18 protein-coding genes are annotated in these 16,097 nt (G+C 37.3%); 14 read left to right on the top strand and 4 right to left on the bottom strand.

The features are described from left to right. The 5 genes from tssA to UC75_RS00765 form a co-directional block, all read left to right on the top strand. A partial coding sequence (gene tssA, locus UC75_RS00745) for a type VI secretion system protein TssA (RefSeq protein WP_228136986.1) occupies positions 1-780 on the top strand: 780 nt, incomplete at its 5' end. A 16-nt stretch (positions 781-796) separates the two neighbouring features. Beyond that, positions 797-2,161: a type VI secretion system baseplate subunit TssK gene (tssK, locus tag UC75_RS00750; protein ID WP_049836366.1), complete on the top strand. Its 1,365-nt coding sequence runs from the start codon at positions 797-799 to the stop codon at positions 2,159-2,161. A 17-nt stretch (positions 2,162-2,178) separates the two neighbouring features. Beyond that, positions 2,179-2,985, top strand: coding sequence for a type IVB secretion system protein IcmH/DotU (gene icmH / locus UC75_RS00755; protein WP_004793176.1), 807 nt, complete (start codon positions 2,179-2,181; stop codon positions 2,983-2,985). 12 nt (positions 2,986-2,997) lie between these two features. After that, positions 2,998-3,621 (top strand): hypothetical protein, encoded by a 624-nt coding sequence (locus UC75_RS00760; RefSeq protein ID WP_049836367.1) that lies wholly within the window; start codon positions 2,998-3,000, stop codon positions 3,619-3,621. 7 nt (positions 3,622-3,628) lie between these two features. After that, complete coding sequence (locus tag UC75_RS00765; protein ID WP_005304046.1) at positions 3,629-4,582, top strand: M15 family metallopeptidase; 954 nt, start codon at positions 3,629-3,631, stop codon at positions 4,580-4,582. Here the strand turns inward: UC75_RS00765 and UC75_RS00770 are convergent. After that, on the bottom strand, positions 4,579-5,436 hold the full coding sequence (locus tag UC75_RS00770; RefSeq protein WP_049836368.1) for a LysR family transcriptional regulator: 858 nt from the start codon (positions 5,434-5,436) through the stop codon (positions 4,579-4,581). The two genes, UC75_RS00765 and UC75_RS00770, sit on opposite strands and share 4 nt — an antisense overlap. A gap of 148 nt (positions 5,437-5,584) precedes the next feature. On the opposite strand from UC75_RS00770, the gene UC75_RS00775 reads away from it, so the two are divergent. The 4 genes from UC75_RS00775 (at position 5,585) to UC75_RS00790 (ending at position 9,222) form a co-directional block, all read left to right on the top strand. Continuing rightward, positions 5,585-6,253, top strand: coding sequence for an ankyrin repeat domain-containing protein (locus UC75_RS00775; protein ID WP_049836369.1), 669 nt, complete (start codon positions 5,585-5,587; stop codon positions 6,251-6,253). A gap of 16 nt (positions 6,254-6,269) precedes the next feature. After that, positions 6,270-6,755, top strand: coding sequence for a nucleoside deaminase (locus tag UC75_RS00780; protein ID WP_049836370.1), 486 nt, complete (start codon positions 6,270-6,272; stop codon positions 6,753-6,755). Next, entirely contained in the window at positions 6,752-7,933 is a 1,182-nt protein-coding gene (locus tag UC75_RS00785; protein WP_049836371.1) for a cyanate transporter, read from the top strand. The genes UC75_RS00780 and UC75_RS00785 overlap by 4 nt, the downstream gene beginning before the upstream one ends. 131 nt (positions 7,934-8,064) lie before the next feature. Next, a complete protein-coding gene (locus UC75_RS00790; RefSeq protein WP_049836372.1) occupies positions 8,065-9,222 on the top strand; it encodes a winged helix-turn-helix domain-containing protein in 1,158 nt (385 codons plus the stop codon). A gap of 66 nt (positions 9,223-9,288) precedes the next feature. Here the strand turns inward: UC75_RS00790 and UC75_RS00795 are convergent, their stop codons facing one another. Continuing rightward, on the bottom strand, positions 9,289-9,744 hold the full coding sequence (locus tag UC75_RS00795) for a GNAT family N-acetyltransferase (protein ID WP_049836373.1): 456 nt from the start codon (positions 9,742-9,744) through the stop codon (positions 9,289-9,291). A gap of 113 nt (positions 9,745-9,857) precedes the next feature. Between UC75_RS00795 and UC75_RS00800 the strand changes: the two genes are divergently transcribed. Further along, the gene (locus UC75_RS00800) at positions 9,858-11,336 is read left to right on the top strand and encodes a PLP-dependent aminotransferase family protein (protein ID WP_049836374.1); all 1,479 of its coding nucleotides are present in this window, start codon (positions 9,858-9,860) and stop codon (positions 11,334-11,336) included. 277 nt (positions 11,337-11,613) lie between these two features. On the opposite strand, the gene UC75_RS00805 is transcribed toward UC75_RS00800, so the two are convergent. After that, the gene (locus tag UC75_RS00805) at positions 11,614-12,273 is read right to left on the bottom strand and encodes an epoxyqueuosine reductase QueH (protein ID WP_049836375.1); all 660 of its coding nucleotides are present in this window, start codon (positions 12,271-12,273) and stop codon (positions 11,614-11,616) included. Between the two features lie 439 nt (positions 12,274-12,712). Here UC75_RS00805 and UC75_RS00810 point away from each other — a divergent pair, with 439 nt between their 5' ends. The 3 genes from UC75_RS00810 (at position 12,713) to UC75_RS00820 (ending at position 14,267) form a co-directional block, all read left to right on the top strand. Further along, the gene (locus tag UC75_RS00810) at positions 12,713-13,006 is read left to right on the top strand and encodes a hypothetical protein (protein WP_013198273.1); all 294 of its coding nucleotides are present in this window, start codon (positions 12,713-12,715) and stop codon (positions 13,004-13,006) included. A gap of 199 nt (positions 13,007-13,205) precedes the next feature. Further along, positions 13,206-13,673: a redox-sensitive transcriptional activator SoxR gene (soxR, locus tag UC75_RS00815; RefSeq protein WP_128825099.1), complete on the top strand. Its 468-nt coding sequence runs from the start codon at positions 13,206-13,208 to the stop codon at positions 13,671-13,673. A 159-nt stretch (positions 13,674-13,832) separates the two neighbouring features. Further along, positions 13,833-14,267: an I78 family peptidase inhibitor gene (locus UC75_RS00820; RefSeq protein WP_049837324.1), complete on the top strand. Its 435-nt coding sequence runs from the start codon at positions 13,833-13,835 to the stop codon at positions 14,265-14,267. Between the two features lie 74 nt (positions 14,268-14,341). Here the strand turns inward: UC75_RS00820 and UC75_RS00825 are convergent, their stop codons facing one another. Then, positions 14,342-14,965: a hypothetical protein gene (locus UC75_RS00825; protein WP_049836377.1), complete on the bottom strand. Its 624-nt coding sequence runs from the start codon at positions 14,963-14,965 to the stop codon at positions 14,342-14,344. Between the two features lie 543 nt (positions 14,966-15,508). Here UC75_RS00825 and UC75_RS19505 point away from each other — a divergent pair. Continuing rightward, a partial coding sequence (locus UC75_RS19505) for a dihydrodipicolinate synthase family protein (protein WP_228136987.1) occupies positions 15,509-16,097 on the top strand: 589 nt, incomplete at its 3' end.

A 16,097-nucleotide genomic window follows, 5' to 3' on the forward strand; every position in this document is an offset into this window, starting at 1 on the left:
CAATACTGGCAGGAAATTCATCCTGTTATTGAAGATGATGACTTAGATCAACGCATTGGTTTATTACAGGGTTTAATTAATCAGTTGCCTGGCTTGTTGAAGAAAGTCTCTTTAACCAATACAGTGCCTTATTACAATTTGCTTGATTATGATAATTTTCTATATCACGAGAACATTCGTCGTAAACAAACTGAAGAGTACGATAGTCAGTCGGGACCATCGGAGTTAGAGCAGTTCGATCAAGCTATTTTTAATACGTCTAAAACTTTTCAATATTCTAATTATCAAGATTTTAGCTCAGTCTTAACCGAGTGGGATGTTTTAAAGCAAACCCTTGACCATTTAATGGGACTCGACTCACCAAGTTTTGGTGCAATTGATTCAGCATTTGAAACCATTCACAGCACATTACGCAAGATTTATAAAGCAGAAGCTTTCGGTACTGGACTTACACCAGTCCAAGAGCAGGCGACTGTCATCACGAGTTCATCTATGGAAAATCAAGTGCCTGTACAAGTGGTTTCAGATCAGCCTGCTTTTCAGCCTCAAGCTCAAACACATTTGGCGAATCGTGAGCAAGCAATGAAAGTGTTGCAAGAAATTGCGGATTACTTTCAGGCAAATGAGCCTCATAGTCCTGTGAGTTATATGCTTCAAAAAACCATTAAATGGAGTCAAATGCCGTTACATGAATGGCTAGCACAAGTCATTAAAGATGAGCATCCATTACAAATGGTTCAGGAAATGTTAGGTGTACAGCCTAAAAATGAATACGAATAAAGATTGGTAAAGACATATGTTTAAAGCTGAAAAAGTCCTATGGGGCGAAGGTTTATTTTTAAGACCTCAACATTTCCAAATTCAAGATACCTATCATGAACAGCGTTTGAACCATACGATTCGTGCGGTCGTACCTTTTTCGTATGGTATTCAGAAATTAAGTTTCGATGAGGCTCAATTGAGCACACATATTCTTGCTCTTGAGTCTGTAGAGATGATCTGGCAAGACGGTGAAATTTATCAGGCGCCTGCATATGATTTATTGCCTGAGCCAATTTTATTGGATGATCTTAATTTACGTGGTGAGATGCTAATTTATTTAGCATTGCCACTCTTACAAGCAAATAAGCAAAATCTAATTGATCAAAACCAAGCGCAAAAGGGCAGATATCAATCACACCTTGTCGAAACGCATGATCTATTTACGAATGCTACCGAAGCAGATATTAGTTTGCTACGCCGCCGCGCTGTTTTTAAATTATTAGATGTACATAGTAATCCAGACCACAATCTGGATGGTTTCTTATATCTGCCTATTGGAAAGATTAAACGTCAAAGTTCGGGTGCTTTTGAAATTGACCGAAAGTTTATTCCACCAATTTTGCACGTGGATGCATCTGAAACACTCATTTCAAATTTAAAAAGAACACTGAACGTTATTAAGGCAAAAATTAAGACGATTCAAAACAATAACCGAGAAAATGAACAGAAATTAATTGAATTCCGTTCAGGTGATATCGTTTCGTTCTGGTTAGTAAATGCGTTAAATACAGCTCATGCTGGTCTAAATCATTTTGTGCAATATCCACAAATTCATCCAGAGCGTTTGTTCTTCGAATTATTGCGTTTAGCAGGTTCATTATTAACGTTCTCGACGGCCTATGATGTCGATCAGTTGCCTGCCTATAAACACCATAATTTACAAGAAAGTTTTTCGCAGTTAGACACGATTCTACGTGATTTGCTCGATACGATTATTTCGAGTCGTTATATCAGCATTGCGCTTAAAGAAATCCGACCTTCATATTGGGTGGGAAGTCTTGAGACCGATAAGATTACTCGAGACACTCGACTTTATATTGCAGTATCAAGTAGCGCAATGCAGACACATGAATTAATCCAGATTGTGCCTTTACGATTCAAGATCGGTAGCACTTTAGATGTAGAACAACGTGTAGTTGCTGCATTGCCTGCAATTCCATTGCATCACTTAATTCAAGTTCCAACTGCAATACCGGTACGTTCTGGTGTGAGCTATTTCGAGATTGAACCTCATCATGAACTTTATCAGCGCATGTTAGATTCAGAAACGATTTGTATTTATGTTCCGGCTGGTTTCCAAGATATCAGTATTGAACTGATTGCGGTTATGAACGCTTAAGGGTAAAGGAGAGAAAAATGTCACAATCCACAGGTGCTCCTTCTTTATTTGATGATGGGCAAATTGGAACGGGCGGGAATAATAATAGCCAGTCTCAAGCAAAACTACAGGCAATCAATCTTATTGATTTATTGCATGACGGCTTTTATTTAGTTTTCTTGATTCGAAATCAGTATGTGCCAGCAGATGCTCAGCAGTTTCGTGAAAAAATCTTGAATTTACTCAATCAATTTGAGCAGCAAGCTAAAAAGTTACAATTTTCAGCTGATGATATTCATGATGCTAAATATGCATTCTGTGCTTTGATTGATGAAACGATCGTAACGCAACAAGACCCAAGTTATTTTAATTTGCAAAATGCTTGGTTAATTAGCCCGTTACAATTGAGCTTGTTTGGTTCTCAGTTAGCCGGTTATCGCTTCTTTGAAATATTGGAACAATTACGTAGCCGTGGAAAAGAGCGTCTAGCTGCTTTAGAAGTATTTCATTACTGCCTTTTATTAGGTTTTCAGGGTAAGTACCGAATCGAATCTACGGAAAGTCTCAACCATCTAGTATCAAGAGTCGGTGACGAAATTGACTATTTGAAAGGGAAAAAAGTTGCCTTTTCGCCGTTCTCGGCCATTCCCGATCAGATACGAAATATTATTCATCGTGAAGTACCTTTCTTTTGGATTTTGATCTTTTTATTGATTTTTGCATTGCTTACCTTTGCAGGGCTAAGATTTATGCTGAATAATCAAAATGATAAAGCATTATCTAATTATCAAAATGTGATTTCTGCTCCTCAAGAGCAAGCACATATTACAATTTATTTACCTTGATGATGGTACGAAATGGCTCAGGAAAAACCAACTTCTATTCGAGTTTTACAATCGAATAAAAAAAAGCCGAAATCACCAATACTTTATATTGTCATTGGTGTTATTGCCGGGGTGTTTGTTAGCATCTCGCTATTCCTGTTCTTGTCTCAACCGTATTCGTCAGAATCAACAGCAATTGAGAGTAAATCAACAGAAGAACAGATCTTAAATCAAGAAACTACTCATTCTTCTGATGAACAAAATCAGGTTGCTGTCAGTCAAGACAACGAAACAGATTCAATGAGCCGTGATGGTTTTGAACAACCTAAAGATAATGAATTAAGTAATATCTTTAAACCTGCTCAGCATAAGCCTACTACTGTCAATCAACAGCGAGTTTCTCCATTTGACGAACAGCTTACGGGTGAAAAGAAAGTTCAGGTTGTGCCTCAACCACAGACGGGCGTAGCTAAAATGACTCAACTGAAGGTACAGCCGGCTCAGCAAAAGCCAGTGAATAAACCGCAGCAGCAACAAGCAGCACAGGCTAAACCAGTTGTTGAGAATAAAGCTCCAGCCGAACCCGAAGCTGAGGTTGAACCACCTAAAGCATCGGTAGATATTAAAATTACACGAAGTCCTTTTGCTGTGAATTAATGAACAAATGATGATTTTTCTCATTTTCTTTTGCTTTACATGCTTAGCAATTGGTTTAGCGTTTTTAATGTCTTATGAGCTAAGGACGAGAAGCAAAGATTTTGTTTTGTCATTACTGCCGCAAGGCCGTAAACAGCTTAATCAGGTTAGACAATTTGCTCAAACAATGAATCAGGCAGCTGCACCTGAAAAGCTGCAATCCCATTGGCATTTACAGCAGTGGTGGATTGTTATTGCAGGATTTTTCTTGTTTGCCAGTATATTAGTTTTTGCTTTTACTCGACCTATTAGCTCAACTCGAATTGAAGCTGAATATCTCAAAAAAACAGATCCTCAAATCTACGCGCTTTTGAACGGTGAAATATTATCACCACCACCAGAAGTGGATGAAAGCCTAATTGAAGCCGCAATTGTAGAGGCTACACAATTAGAGCAACAATATTCTGCTCAAAATAGTGGAACCATTAATTCTTCACCTATTGATAATACGAGTTTTGATGGCCGAGCTATTTTAGATACCAGTTTAGTAGATCGTAAATGGAGCAAAATGAACCCGCGTTATAAGCAGCGTTTACTCATGGTTTTTAAAATCATGAAAGAACAATATGGCTATGAGTTGGTTCTATTAGAGGGATATCGTAGTCCTGTACGTCAGAATATGTTGGCAGGTAATCCGAACACGACAAAAGCAAAAGGGTATCAGAGTTATCATCAATTTGGTTTGGCAGCAGATGTCGCCTTTAAACGAAATGGAAAAGTGGTTATTTCTGAAAGAGACCCTTGGGCTATGCAAGGCTATCGTTTATATGGGCAAGTTGCTGAATCGGTTGGGCTTACTTGGGGTGGACGTTGGAAATCTATTCAAGATTATGGTCATACCGAGTTCCGTATGCCGGGCTTAAGAAAAACACAGGAAATGGCAGAAAAACTGATTGCTGAAAGTTTGAATGAGGTAAGTTAAACACTTATTGATGATTGAAAACGTTCTTGTAAAACAGTGGTCATCTTGTCTACAAGCTGGGAAATGATCCCAGCTTTTTCCCATGTATAAATTGAAACAACCATAGGGGGGACAGTCCCTAATGCATCATATCGACGTACTCGACGTCCACGGGTTGTTGCCACAGGCAATAAAGATAATCCTAAGCCAGTTTCAACACTAACTAACACGCTTTCTAGGCTACTACCCGTAAAGGCAATATACCAACGTCGCCGTTCACGCTCTAACGTTGCGAACATCTCATCCCGATAAAGTCCGCCTTGAGGAAAGGTCACTAAACTCATGGGATCAGACCATGTAGTTGTTGAATTCTCGCTTTCAAACCATGCCATTTCTTCTGGGAATGTAGCGTGGTGATCAGCACTGGCCGCAGGTTCTTTGACAATAATAATATCGAATTCACCATTCCGATAACGTTCTGTTAAGTTGCGACTCAAGCCAGAGGTTACGTCTAAACGAATGGAACGATGCTCTTTGGCAAATATACCAAAAACTTCAGCCATTGCTGGACTCATCATATCTTCTGGTAAACCAATACGAATAGGAATACTTCCTGCCGGATCTTTAAGTAGTGCTTCAGCTTCTTGTTGAAGGCTCAAAATCCTTTGTGCATAACCAATCAGATATTCTCCAGACACCGTCAATTTGAAAGGTCGTGCTGTCCGATCTATAAGTGCATGTCCCACTGATTCCTCAAGACGAGCTAACTGCTGACTAATTGTTGATTGAGTCAGGTGTAATCGATCGGCAGCTGCAGTAAAACTGCCAGTTTCAAAAATAGTGACGAAAGCACGTAAAAGGCGAGGATCAAACATTCTTGGGTACCGCCACACTTAAAAGCTAATGAAATAAGTATTCATAATCTTAATACTATCGATTAAATAATTTAATTTCCAAATACTTTTGGTGAAGCTTATTCTAATTGCAAAATGTTTTGCCATAAATTTCTATTGGGAGGTCACCATGCGTAAGTCATTGTTATGGATGAATCTGATCGTCGCACTGGGGGCTTTGGGTTTTATAAATATGACGAACGCAATGGGTGAGTATCCTTTACATCAGGCAGTGATAAATAATGACACTCAATCTCTCAAACAGATTTTATCTCAAAAGACCTTAATTGATGAGCGAGATGAAACTGGTTCAACTGCTTTGATGGTCGCAACAAGAGCAAATAATGTACATGCTGCTCATATGCTGATAGAGGCTGGGGCTGATGTAAATGCAAAAGACAATATTCAAGACAGTCCATATTTATATGCTGGTGCACAGGGATATTTAAAAATTCTAAGAATGACACTCATGCATGATGCGGATTTAAAAAGTATTAACCGTTACGGTGGAACTGCGCTCATTCCAGCAGCGGAACGAGGTCATGTCGAAACAGTTCGTACATTAATCGCCGCTGGTGTAGATGTTAATCATGTCAATAATTTGGGGTGGACGGCATTACTTGAGGCCATCATTTTGGGAAATGGAGAACCCAAATATCAACACATTGTAGAGCTTTTATTGAAAGCAGGTGCTGATCCGAACTTGGCAGATAAAGACGGGATAACTCCTTTACAACATGCGCGTTCACGAGAATACCGCGAAATTGAAAAAAGACTTCTTGCAGCTGGTGCAAAATAGAAAGTGAGAGTATGTGATGGAAAAAGGTGAACAGTTTTTACGTAATGCGATTGAGCTTGCCTATAACAATATTGAAAAAGGTGGCAGGCCATTTGGCGCTGTGGTGGTAAAGAATGGAGAAGTTATTGCTTCAGGCGTAAATCAGATTCTGACAACGAATGACCCAACTGCACATGCTGAATTACTGGCGATTCGTGCAGCCAGTCAAATTTTAGGATCTGCCAACCTAGAAGGCTGCTCTGTGTATGCAAGTGGACACCCATGCCCAATGTGTATGGCTGCAATGCGTTTAGCCGGTATAAAGTCGGTGAGCTATGCTTATTCTAATGAAGACGGAACACCATTTGGTTTGTCTACAGCCGAAATATATATTGAGCTTGCCAAGCCGTTTGCTGAGCAATCAATGAAAATTCAATATATACCGATCAGAGTTGAAAACCGCACTGATCTTTATGTGCATTGGAAGAATTATCAAGCCAATCATTCAGGCTCAGAAGAATGAAGCAGTCTGGCGTTTTTTTGACTCGTCCCATACTTGTTGTAACGGTAACTTTGGTGGGCCTTAATTTAAGACCATTTATCACAAGTATTGGACCATTGATTGCCAATATTCGAACAGCCACTGGCTTAAGCCTGCAAGGGGTAGCACTGCTTACTTTGCTACCGATGATGCTTATGGGAATCGTGGCATTTGTTGGGCCAATATTGCAAAACTTTGTCGGTGAACGAAAGGCTATTCTTGGTGCATTGCTGACCATTTGTGCGGGATGTGCTTTCCGATTTTTATTTCCTACTGCCGAAGGATTAATTCTTAGTGCCGTAGGGATTGGATTCGGAGTCGCGATGATACAAGCGGCTTTTCCCGGCATGATTAAACGAGAATTTAGCCAACATATTGGTCCGATGATGGGTCTTTACTCAGCCATGCTCATGGGAGGCGGAGCATTAGGTGCATGGTTAGCACCTGTAGTTTCAAATATCACGGGTTTATGGTCTATTGGACTGGCTTTTTTTGCAGTCCCAGCTTTGTTTGCATTTATATTGGCGCTGGCTTTTTTACCTACAAAAGCTAGCTCATCCATTCATCGTGCGCCTGTAAGAAAGTTATTAAAGCAACCTCGAACTTGGTTATTAATGGCTTGCTTTGGGCTTGTAAATGGTGGCTACTCATCAGTCGTAGCTTGGTTAGCGCCTTCTTTTCAAGATCACGGTTGGAGCGCAGCACAAAGTGGGAAATTACTTGCTCTTCTGGCCTTGAGCCAAGCAGCTTCAGCACTCATTTTGCCTATTTTAGCTAGGAAATATACAGACCGACGTCCATGGCTATGGTTTACGTTAGCAATGCAAATGGTTGGTTTTTCAGGAATAGCTTTTATGCCTGAGTTCGCCGCTATGCTTTGGGCAATTTGTTTAGGCGTTGGCTTAGGAGGATGTTTTGCATTAACGCTTATAGTTGCATTAGACCATTTTGATGAACCCATTCATGCAGGTGCTTTATCTGCACTGATGCAAGGTGGTGGTTTTTTACTTGCTGCAATTCCGCCGTGGATTATTGCAATTTTGCATGATTTTACCGGGGCTTACAAAGCAGGATGGCTTTTTCACTTAGCCAGTGTGGCATTGGTTATTATTTTAGTGATTAGATTGGCTCCCAAAAGTTATTTTAAAATGAGTCTGTAAAACGTTGAGTTGGCCGAGATTCTTTTTATAAAGAATTACTGATGCTAAAGCACAAGCAAATTAGGAAATAGTGATAGGATAGAACTGAAATTTTTTCCTCTTCTAAATGAATACAACAATATTTGATTTCTATGACTTCTTCTTTGAAACAGCTCACTTTATTTAATCAAGGTTTAGGAAAAACCAGTCGATTTGCAAAAGGTCTGGACGGCACTTTACAGGCTATTGAGCATTTAGGATATGTACAGATTGATACCATATCGGTTGTAGAGCGAGCTCATCACCATATATTGTGGAGCCGAGTGCCTGAGTACGATTTAAGTCATTTAAACAGTTTGGTTCGTGAACGTCAGATTTTTGAATATTGGTACCATGCGGCGTCTTATCTTCCTATGAAAGATTATCGCTATGCTTTACCTGCCATGATGTCGGTTAAGAATGGGGAAAGCCGATATTTTAATAGAGGTGATCAACACCTGATGAATGAAATATTGGCGCGTGTTCGTGCCGAAGGTAAAATTCGACTACGTGATATTGACAAGAAAAATAAAAAAAGTTTAGGGAATTGGTGGAATACAGATCCGGGTCGCCGTGCTTTTGAGCAGTTATATATGCAGGGTGATCTGATGATTTGTGAGCGTAACGGCATGGAAAAAGTCTATGATTTGACTGAGCGTTGCTTGCCTGAAAATATTGATTTAAGAATGCCCACGCTTTATGAATATGCGCAGTATTTATTTAATAATACGCTTCGAGCACATGGGGCTTTCACATGGAAGCAATTAGTTCATTTAAAGAAAAATGATTTAAAAGAGGCTATGCGTGTTGTGCTAAAAGAGCAGGTTGATGCTGGTGTTGTATCAGCGGTTAAACTTGCCGATGGTCAAACCCTGTATGTGGATGTAGCTGTAATAGAACAAAAAGTGGAGACGGATTTTGGTTTAAAAATACTTTCGCCTTTTGATAATTCGCTCATTCATCGTGACCGCTTAACTTCTTTATTTGAGTTTGATTATCGAATCGAATGTTATGTACCAGCAGCCAAACGGGTATTTGGATATTTTTGTTTACCTATTCTTTATCAAGATGAGTTGGTCGGCCGAATTGACTGTAAAGCACATCGGAGTGTGAAAGAATTAGAGGTAATTAGCTTACATTTAGAAAAAAAAGTGAAAGATAAAGAGCATTTCTTTTTCGAGTTAGATCAAGAACTCAAACGCTTCGCAGCATTTAACCAATGTTTAACTGTGAATGACAAGGTGAGTAAGCTTATTCGCAGCAAGAAGTAAATAAACACTATTCTAGGGTTAAAAATAAAACACCAAAAGAATTAAGGCTTTTGGTGTTTTTACTTGTTAGGTTAAAGACATACGGTATTCAATAACGCCTGGTTTTTGTGCAATCCAGTCATAGAGTTTTTGAGCTGTATGATTGGTCTCTTGTGTATGCCAATATAAACGGTTGCAGTTTTGTTCAATGGCTTGCTTCTGAACATATTCGATAAGTTGCTTACCAATGTGTTGTCCACGAGCTTCAGGTGAAACATAAAGGTCTTCTAAATAGCAGTAATTATTCTCTGCCCATGTTGAACGATGAATAACATAATGCACAATTCCTAAAATATGTTCATCTTGTTTGGCAACAGCACAATACATAGGTTCTTTTGCATCGAAAAAACGATCCCAAGTTATTTTTGTGACATGAGGAGGCAAACTAACTTGGTAAAAATTTTGATAGGCAAGCCAATAATTTTCCCATTGTGCATAGTCTTGTGGCTGAACAGGGACAATTTGAATATCTTGTTTTTGCATAAAAAGCACACTCTATTTTTAAAGTAATGGAAAATGGACAACTAAAGTGTAGTTTTGAAAGTGGTATTTTTATAAGGTACACTTTTGATATTTTTTACAGTACCAGTTTTGTTATGGCTGCTTCAATTTCTGCGCCTTTTCCTCATTTGATTTTGCCAAAAGGCCACATTAAAGATGGGCTATATTCAGCTTTACGTGATGCGATTTTAGATGGAAGACTCACTGCCGGAACAAAATTACCCTCAAGTCGTGCCCTAGCAGAGATGATGTCAATTTCAAGAAACTCTATATTGGCAGCTCTTGAACGGTTACTTGATGAGGGATATTTATTTACCAGACCAAGTTCGGGGACCTATGTTGCTGAGGTTGTGCCAGATCAGTTAATACATGTTCAAGAAAATTCAAAAAAAACGTCTAAAAATAATCATCAATCGTTAAATATTAATCCGAATATTGAAGCTTTATTGGATTCATGGCGAGAGCAGTCATGGTCAAGTCAAAAGAAAAAAATGTTCCATGTAGGGGTAGGCTGTGTTGATTTATTTCCTCATCAACTTTGGGGAAAGTTATTAAATCAAGCTTGGCGGCAGTCGTATTATCAGCTTGGTCAATTTCACGACCCGCGTGGCTATCTACCTCTACGTCAGGCAATTTGTGAATATGTCCGCTCCACCCGAGGGCTGAACTGCAACGAAGAGCAAATTATTATCGTAAATGGGACGCAGCAAGCTATTCATTTAACGGCCTATGCTTTACTTCAAGCGAATGATGCGGTGTGTTTAGATGAACCAGGGTATGACGCTGCTTTTAACATTTTTCGAAGTTTTGGTGCACAGGTAAATTTAATTGAAAGTGATGAGGAGGGAATGCAAGTCTCTGACATGCTTCATCGTTATTCAAAAAGCAAACTGGTCTATACCGCGCCTTCACATCAGTTTCCTGTAGGTGGAACCTTAAGTCTCGCCCGCCGTTTTTCGTTACTCGATTGGGCATCTCAACAAGGGAAATGGATTTTTGAAGATGACTATAATAGTGAATTTCGCTATGGCACACATCCTATTCAAGCTCTACAAGGTTTAGATCAGCAGCAAAGAGTCATTTACTCTGGTACTTTTACCAAAATGATGTTTCCAGAGTTTCGTTTAGGGTTCATGGTTGTGCCTGAAGCATTGATCGAAACGTTTAGTGCAGCTAAATACTATACCGATGTTCGAAGTTCTTATTTAGAGCAAGTGGCTTTGTCTCAATTTATACAAAAAGGTCACTATGCTCGGCATGTCCGTAAAGTTCGAAAAGCTTGCTATGAGCGCCAACAAGCCTTGATTAAAGCGATTGATGAGCATCTTTCAGATATGCTTAGTGTTCAACCTACAGATTCAGGTATTCATGCAGTGTGCTGGTTAAAAGGTGAGTGGACAGAGCAAGAATTTATTGATCAGTGTTCAGCTCTAAACTTGGCTGTTCAACCACTATCAAGATATTGTCAGATGCCAAACAAAAAGGCCGCGGTACTTTTTGGCTATGCAGCCCACACACCTAATGAAATTGTTGAAAACATTCAAAAAATTGCACAATATTTACAAGAAAAATAATAGCCTAAGTTTTGTTATTTAGATAAATTTAATCATTCTTTAAATGCTTAGATATGAATTTCTATGATGATCAATTGGTTATATAAAAATAGAGATGTTATTAAATTTTTTAAAAATTAATTTTAATTAATATTATTTTAAGCTAGCCCAATTAATCTAAATACATCAAAGCTTATTTAGTACACCTTTTGGCCACATTCTCCAGATGTGGCCGTTTTTTTATCAAAAATAAATATAGTTCCGAATCCCTTAATTAATTCTTAAAGAGACATAAAAATTAATCTTCTTCCATAGCATTACTATAAAACTTAACGCCCAGTTTAATACGATCACGCCCATTACCCATACGCCAGCGGTTAGTATCTCTTAAGGAATATACACAGCCACAATATTCTTGTTGATAAAACTCTTCTCGTTTACTGATCTCAATCATACGGCTTGAGCCACCGTTTTTACGCCAGTTGTAATCCCAGTACTGAATTTCAGGATAGTGCCCAGCAGCACGAATTCCGCAGTCATTGATTTGCGCCATATTTTTCCAGCGAGAAATTCCTAGCGAACTACTGATGAGACTAAAGCCGTGTTCATATGCGTAAAGGGCAGTTCGTTCAAATCGCATATCGAAACACATGGTGCAACGAATACCACGTTCGGGTTCATTTTCCATACCTTTTGCTCGAGCAAACCAATTGTCAGTGTCATAGTCTGCATCAATAAACGGAATATTATGCTTTTCGGCAAAACGAATATTTTCTTCCTTACGGATGAGATATTCTTTTACTGGATGAATATTAGGATTATAAAAAAATATTGAAAATTTAATGTCTGATTCAATCAATGCTTCCATAACTTCTCCTGAACAAGGAGCGCAACAAGAATGAAGTAATAATTGATCATGTCCAGATGGAAGTTCTAATTTTAAACGTTGAGTTGACATAATAAAAAAATTAAATTGTAATGCAATTCATTATATATTTATTTTTTATATAATGTGAAATGAATTATTTTCAATTTTACTGTGAAATTAATTTAATGTTATCTATTAATGTGTTTAATACTAAGCTAAATATAATGAAATAAATATTGTGCCAAATATTGAAGTCATCTTTATAATTAACCTTAAAGTTATTGTTAAATATACTATATGATTAAATAAATTATGGGTGGATTTTATATATTAAAAAATAATAAACCTTAAATATTTTTTGATAAGTGATTGATGTATCTGAATATAATTTTAAGTTTTTATTGTGATATCTGTCACAAATAAACCTTATTTTTTCAATTAAAGTATTTCTTTAGATTTATATCTTTAATAAATTTATACTATAAAATTCAGTGTGTTTTTTTAATTTAAGCGTGTGATAATTTGAGATATGAAAGATTGGCAATGTAAGTATTGTAACGGTTACATTATGGTTAATCATTCAAAGATTAGCGTAGGAGAAAAAGTTTACTTTTTGGTATATAAATTTGATGCAAAGAATGAAAGGAAAAAATTATATAAAAAGGGAATTGTGATTGCACGTCACGATAATATACTTCACATTGAATCACGTAAAAAAACTTATAAGATCGAGCAAATTAAAGTCTATCCATTAGGCGCCCCAATGCCTTTCGTTTACAACATGTTTTGGATTTGTGGATGTCCTTGTACTCTACAAAACTAATTACTTAAATTTGACTGATAGCAAGTTATTTTATAGATCGAAATGGATTAATCATCAGATTCATTTTTTATCTTTTGCTTTTACAGATAAGATCTATAACTTGATAAAAGCGGCTCATAACATATAACAAAATCCCTGTTATTTATTTGACAAAACAAAGATGTACTCTTATAAACCTCAAGTAAAGTTGAGGTCAATTGTGATGAGTGAAAATAAAAAAGCTGACTCTAGTCGTGTTTTGACTGTGGGTGAAGTTGCAAAAAGGAGTGGGGTTCCTGTTTCAACCCTTCATTTTTACGAAGCAAAAGGCCTTATAAAAAGTATAAGAACGAATGGTAATCAACGTCGCTATCCCTTAATTATTTTAAGATATATTTCGATTATTAAAGTTGCTCAAAGAGTAGGTATTCCTTTAAATGAGATTAAAGAAGCTTTGAGTCAGTATCCGATTGGTAGCAAATTAACAGCTAAGCAATGGAAGGATTTATCGAGTCATTGGCGAGAAAATTTGGATGATCGAATTCAAAAATTAACTCGATTAAGAGATGAAATGGACTGGTGCATTGGCTGCGGTTGTTTATCATTAGAGCAATGTCCATTAAGAAATCCTGAAGATATTTTAGGACAAGACGGATCAGGGGCTCGAATTTTAGAAAGACCTGAATAGAATAATTCAAAAAATGGCTTTTAATGGGGAATATCTTAATTTCCAATAAATTAAATTTATTTTGCTAGAACATTCAAGTGAGTTTTTAATTGTAAACAAGTCATATGAAACATGAATTTTTTTGATATCTTTAGTTTTTTTAGTAAGAAGCAAAAAATTATGAAAAAAACTATCTTTCTTGGATTAGCGCTTGTTTTGTTAACGGCTTGTTCGTCTGTACAACATAAAGATTCAACTCCACCAAAAATTGGTTCACCAAACCCAGCTAGTCAATATTGTGTTGAACAAGGTGGCAAATTAGAAATTAGAAATGAAGCAAATGGTCAGGTTGGGTATTGTCATTTACCAAATGGCCAAGTCGTTGAAGAATGGAAATTATTCCGTGATAATCAAGCGAACTGTGTAGCAGAAGAAGCTCAAAAATTAGTGGGGCAATCTGGCCTGACTGATGATCAAATTAAACAAAAAACTAAATCAGAAATTGTGCGTAAAGTAGCTCCAGGTCAACCAATGACTATGGATTACCGTACAAACCGAGTTACAGTCACTATTGATCCTGCTTCTAAGAAAATTACTCAGGCAACTTGTGGTTAATTTATTTAATTAAAGTTTGTTAAACCAAATCTTGAAGTAAAAAAGCCTGCTGAAATGCAGGCTTTTTTATGACTTTAATTTTGGGAATAATGCATGACTGGATACTCTTTTTGTTGGGGCAGTTGTTGCAACGCCTGATTAATTTTGATGAGAAAAATATCAACTTTATCTTGGCTTGGATTGTTGGTGTTGTATGAGGCTCTTTCTTGATAGTTAATTCCGCATCCAATAATTTTCATATTTGAAGGATTAAAGCTCCAGTCATTTTTATTTTTGATAGAAATATTTAAATCACTATCACATTCTTTCCAGAGTTTTAAAAATTGATTGGAATATACAGCGGGAGCTTCTTGTGCTCGGTAGGCTGTAAATCCCTGCATTTGGGAATTAGCAAATTGAAGGAGATGATTGGTAGGCATTCCTCCCCAAAGTATAGCGCTATCTTTTGGTAGCTTTATTCCTGTTATATGTTCTTCTTTAAGTGGTGCAGTTTGCTCATCTTTCTGTTTGGGATTTTGAGATTTATAAACCAGTTTTGTTCCAACAGGAACTGTTACGCCTTTGACTTGAGTGATTTGTTTTGTATAGAAATAAGGGGAATCATCACGAGTACAGCCTGTCGGGTTATAACAGCCAATGCAACCACTTAACAATAAAACAGGAAAACTTAAAATACTTAATTTGAAAACTCGATTCATTTTTCTTGTCTTTAATTATGTCTAGAATTTTAATATATCAGCATTTAAATCAATAATAAAAAAAGCCTCTAGCGGACTAGAGGCTCAAAAAACATCAGATGCAAGAACAGGTGAATTATGCATCTGAGTTAAGTAGGTTGTATCAAACCATGTAAAGCACTTTACCAGCAAAAATGAATAAAAATAGGGAGGTGCGACTAATGGCTAATGTTCTACGGTTGTTTTTTAAGCGCCTATAAACTCGGATTTAATTTCTATTCTGAGCACTAATTTTTAAATTCCATAAATTTTTACATCCAATTTTTAAATAAAATATGAGTTAAATTTTGCTTTTTAATTCGATTATTAAAATTAATGTTTGTTTTATATAAATTTTTACGTCGGTAAAGAATTTGGAAAGGAAGACTATTCTTTTTGTTGTATATCGTATACGATATATGAAGAATGATTAAGCAGCTATTAATCCCATTCCATAACTTTTGAGATGGATTAACTCGAAAGTACGACTACCAAGAGTTTTATTTGTATTACTGAGGAATAATTATGAGTAATATCTTCACAGGATGTATCCCGGCGCTAATGACCCCATGTACTCCTAACCGTGAGCCAGATTTTGACGCGCTTGTGAAAAAAGGGCATGAGCTGATTGAAGCGGGAATGAGTGCGGTAGTGTATTGTGGTTCTATGGGTGATTGGCCTTTATTGACAGAAGCTCAACGCCAAGAAGGAGTAGCACGACTTGTTGCTGCTGGCATTCCAACAATTGTTGGTACTGGTGCAGTTAATTCAAAAGAAGCAGTTTCTCATGCAGCTCATGCAGAAAAGGTAGGTGCACAAGGGCTTATGGTTATTCCACGTGTACTATCACGCGGGGCATCACCAACTGCACAAAAAGCTCACTTTTCTGCCATTTTAAAGGCAGCTCCAAGCTTACCTTCGGTGATTTACAATAGCCCATATTATGGATTTGCAACTCGTGCAGATTTATTTTTTGAATTACGCCGTGAGTTTCCAAATTTAATTGGTTTTAAAGAGTTTGGTGGCGCTGCCGATATGCGTTACGCAGCTGAGTTCATTACTTCACAAGATGATTCAGTTACCTTAATGGCTGGCGTAGACACTCAAGTTTTCC

It is taken from the genome of Acinetobacter sp. V2, from assembly GCF_001188385.1.
Taxonomy (GTDB): domain Bacteria; phylum Pseudomonadota; class Gammaproteobacteria; order Pseudomonadales; family Moraxellaceae; genus Acinetobacter; species Acinetobacter oleivorans.

Bases quoted from the DNA above. Each gene is read 5' to 3' on its own strand.
- UC75_RS00825 (WP_049836377.1), bottom strand. From the start codon at position 14,965: ATGAATCGAGTTTTCAAATTAAGTATTTTAAGTTTTCCTGTTTTATTG.
- UC75_RS00770 (WP_049836368.1), bottom strand. From the start codon at position 5,436: ATGTTTGATCCTCGCCTTTTACGTGCTTTCGTCACTATTTTTGAAACT.
- UC75_RS00775 (WP_049836369.1), top strand. From the start codon at position 5,585: ATGCGTAAGTCATTGTTATGGATGAATCTGATCGTCGCACTGGGGGCT.
- icmH (WP_004793176.1), top strand. From the start codon at position 2,179: ATGTCACAATCCACAGGTGCTCCTTCTTTATTTGATGATGGGCAAATT.
- UC75_RS00780 (WP_049836370.1), top strand. From the start codon at position 6,270: ATGGAAAAAGGTGAACAGTTTTTACGTAATGCGATTGAGCTTGCCTAT.
- UC75_RS00760 (WP_049836367.1), top strand. From the start codon at position 2,998: ATGGCTCAGGAAAAACCAACTTCTATTCGAGTTTTACAATCGAATAAA.
- UC75_RS00790 (WP_049836372.1), top strand. From the start codon at position 8,065: ATGACTTCTTCTTTGAAACAGCTCACTTTATTTAATCAAGGTTTAGGA.
- UC75_RS00810 (WP_013198273.1), top strand. From the start codon at position 12,713: ATGAAAGATTGGCAATGTAAGTATTGTAACGGTTACATTATGGTTAAT.
- UC75_RS00800 (WP_049836374.1), top strand. From the start codon at position 9,858: ATGGCTGCTTCAATTTCTGCGCCTTTTCCTCATTTGATTTTGCCAAAA.
- UC75_RS00795 (WP_049836373.1), bottom strand. From the start codon at position 9,744: ATGCAAAAACAAGATATTCAAATTGTCCCTGTTCAGCCACAAGACTAT.
- UC75_RS00805 (WP_049836375.1), bottom strand. From the start codon at position 12,273: ATGTCAACTCAACGTTTAAAATTAGAACTTCCATCTGGACATGATCAA.
- UC75_RS00785 (WP_049836371.1), top strand. From the start codon at position 6,752: ATGAAGCAGTCTGGCGTTTTTTTGACTCGTCCCATACTTGTTGTAACG.
- UC75_RS00820 (WP_049837324.1), top strand. From the start codon at position 13,833: ATGAAAAAAACTATCTTTCTTGGATTAGCGCTTGTTTTGTTAACGGCT.
- UC75_RS00765 (WP_005304046.1), top strand. From the start codon at position 3,629: ATGATGATTTTTCTCATTTTCTTTTGCTTTACATGCTTAGCAATTGGT.
- tssK (WP_049836366.1), top strand. From the start codon at position 797: ATGTTTAAAGCTGAAAAAGTCCTATGGGGCGAAGGTTTATTTTTAAGA.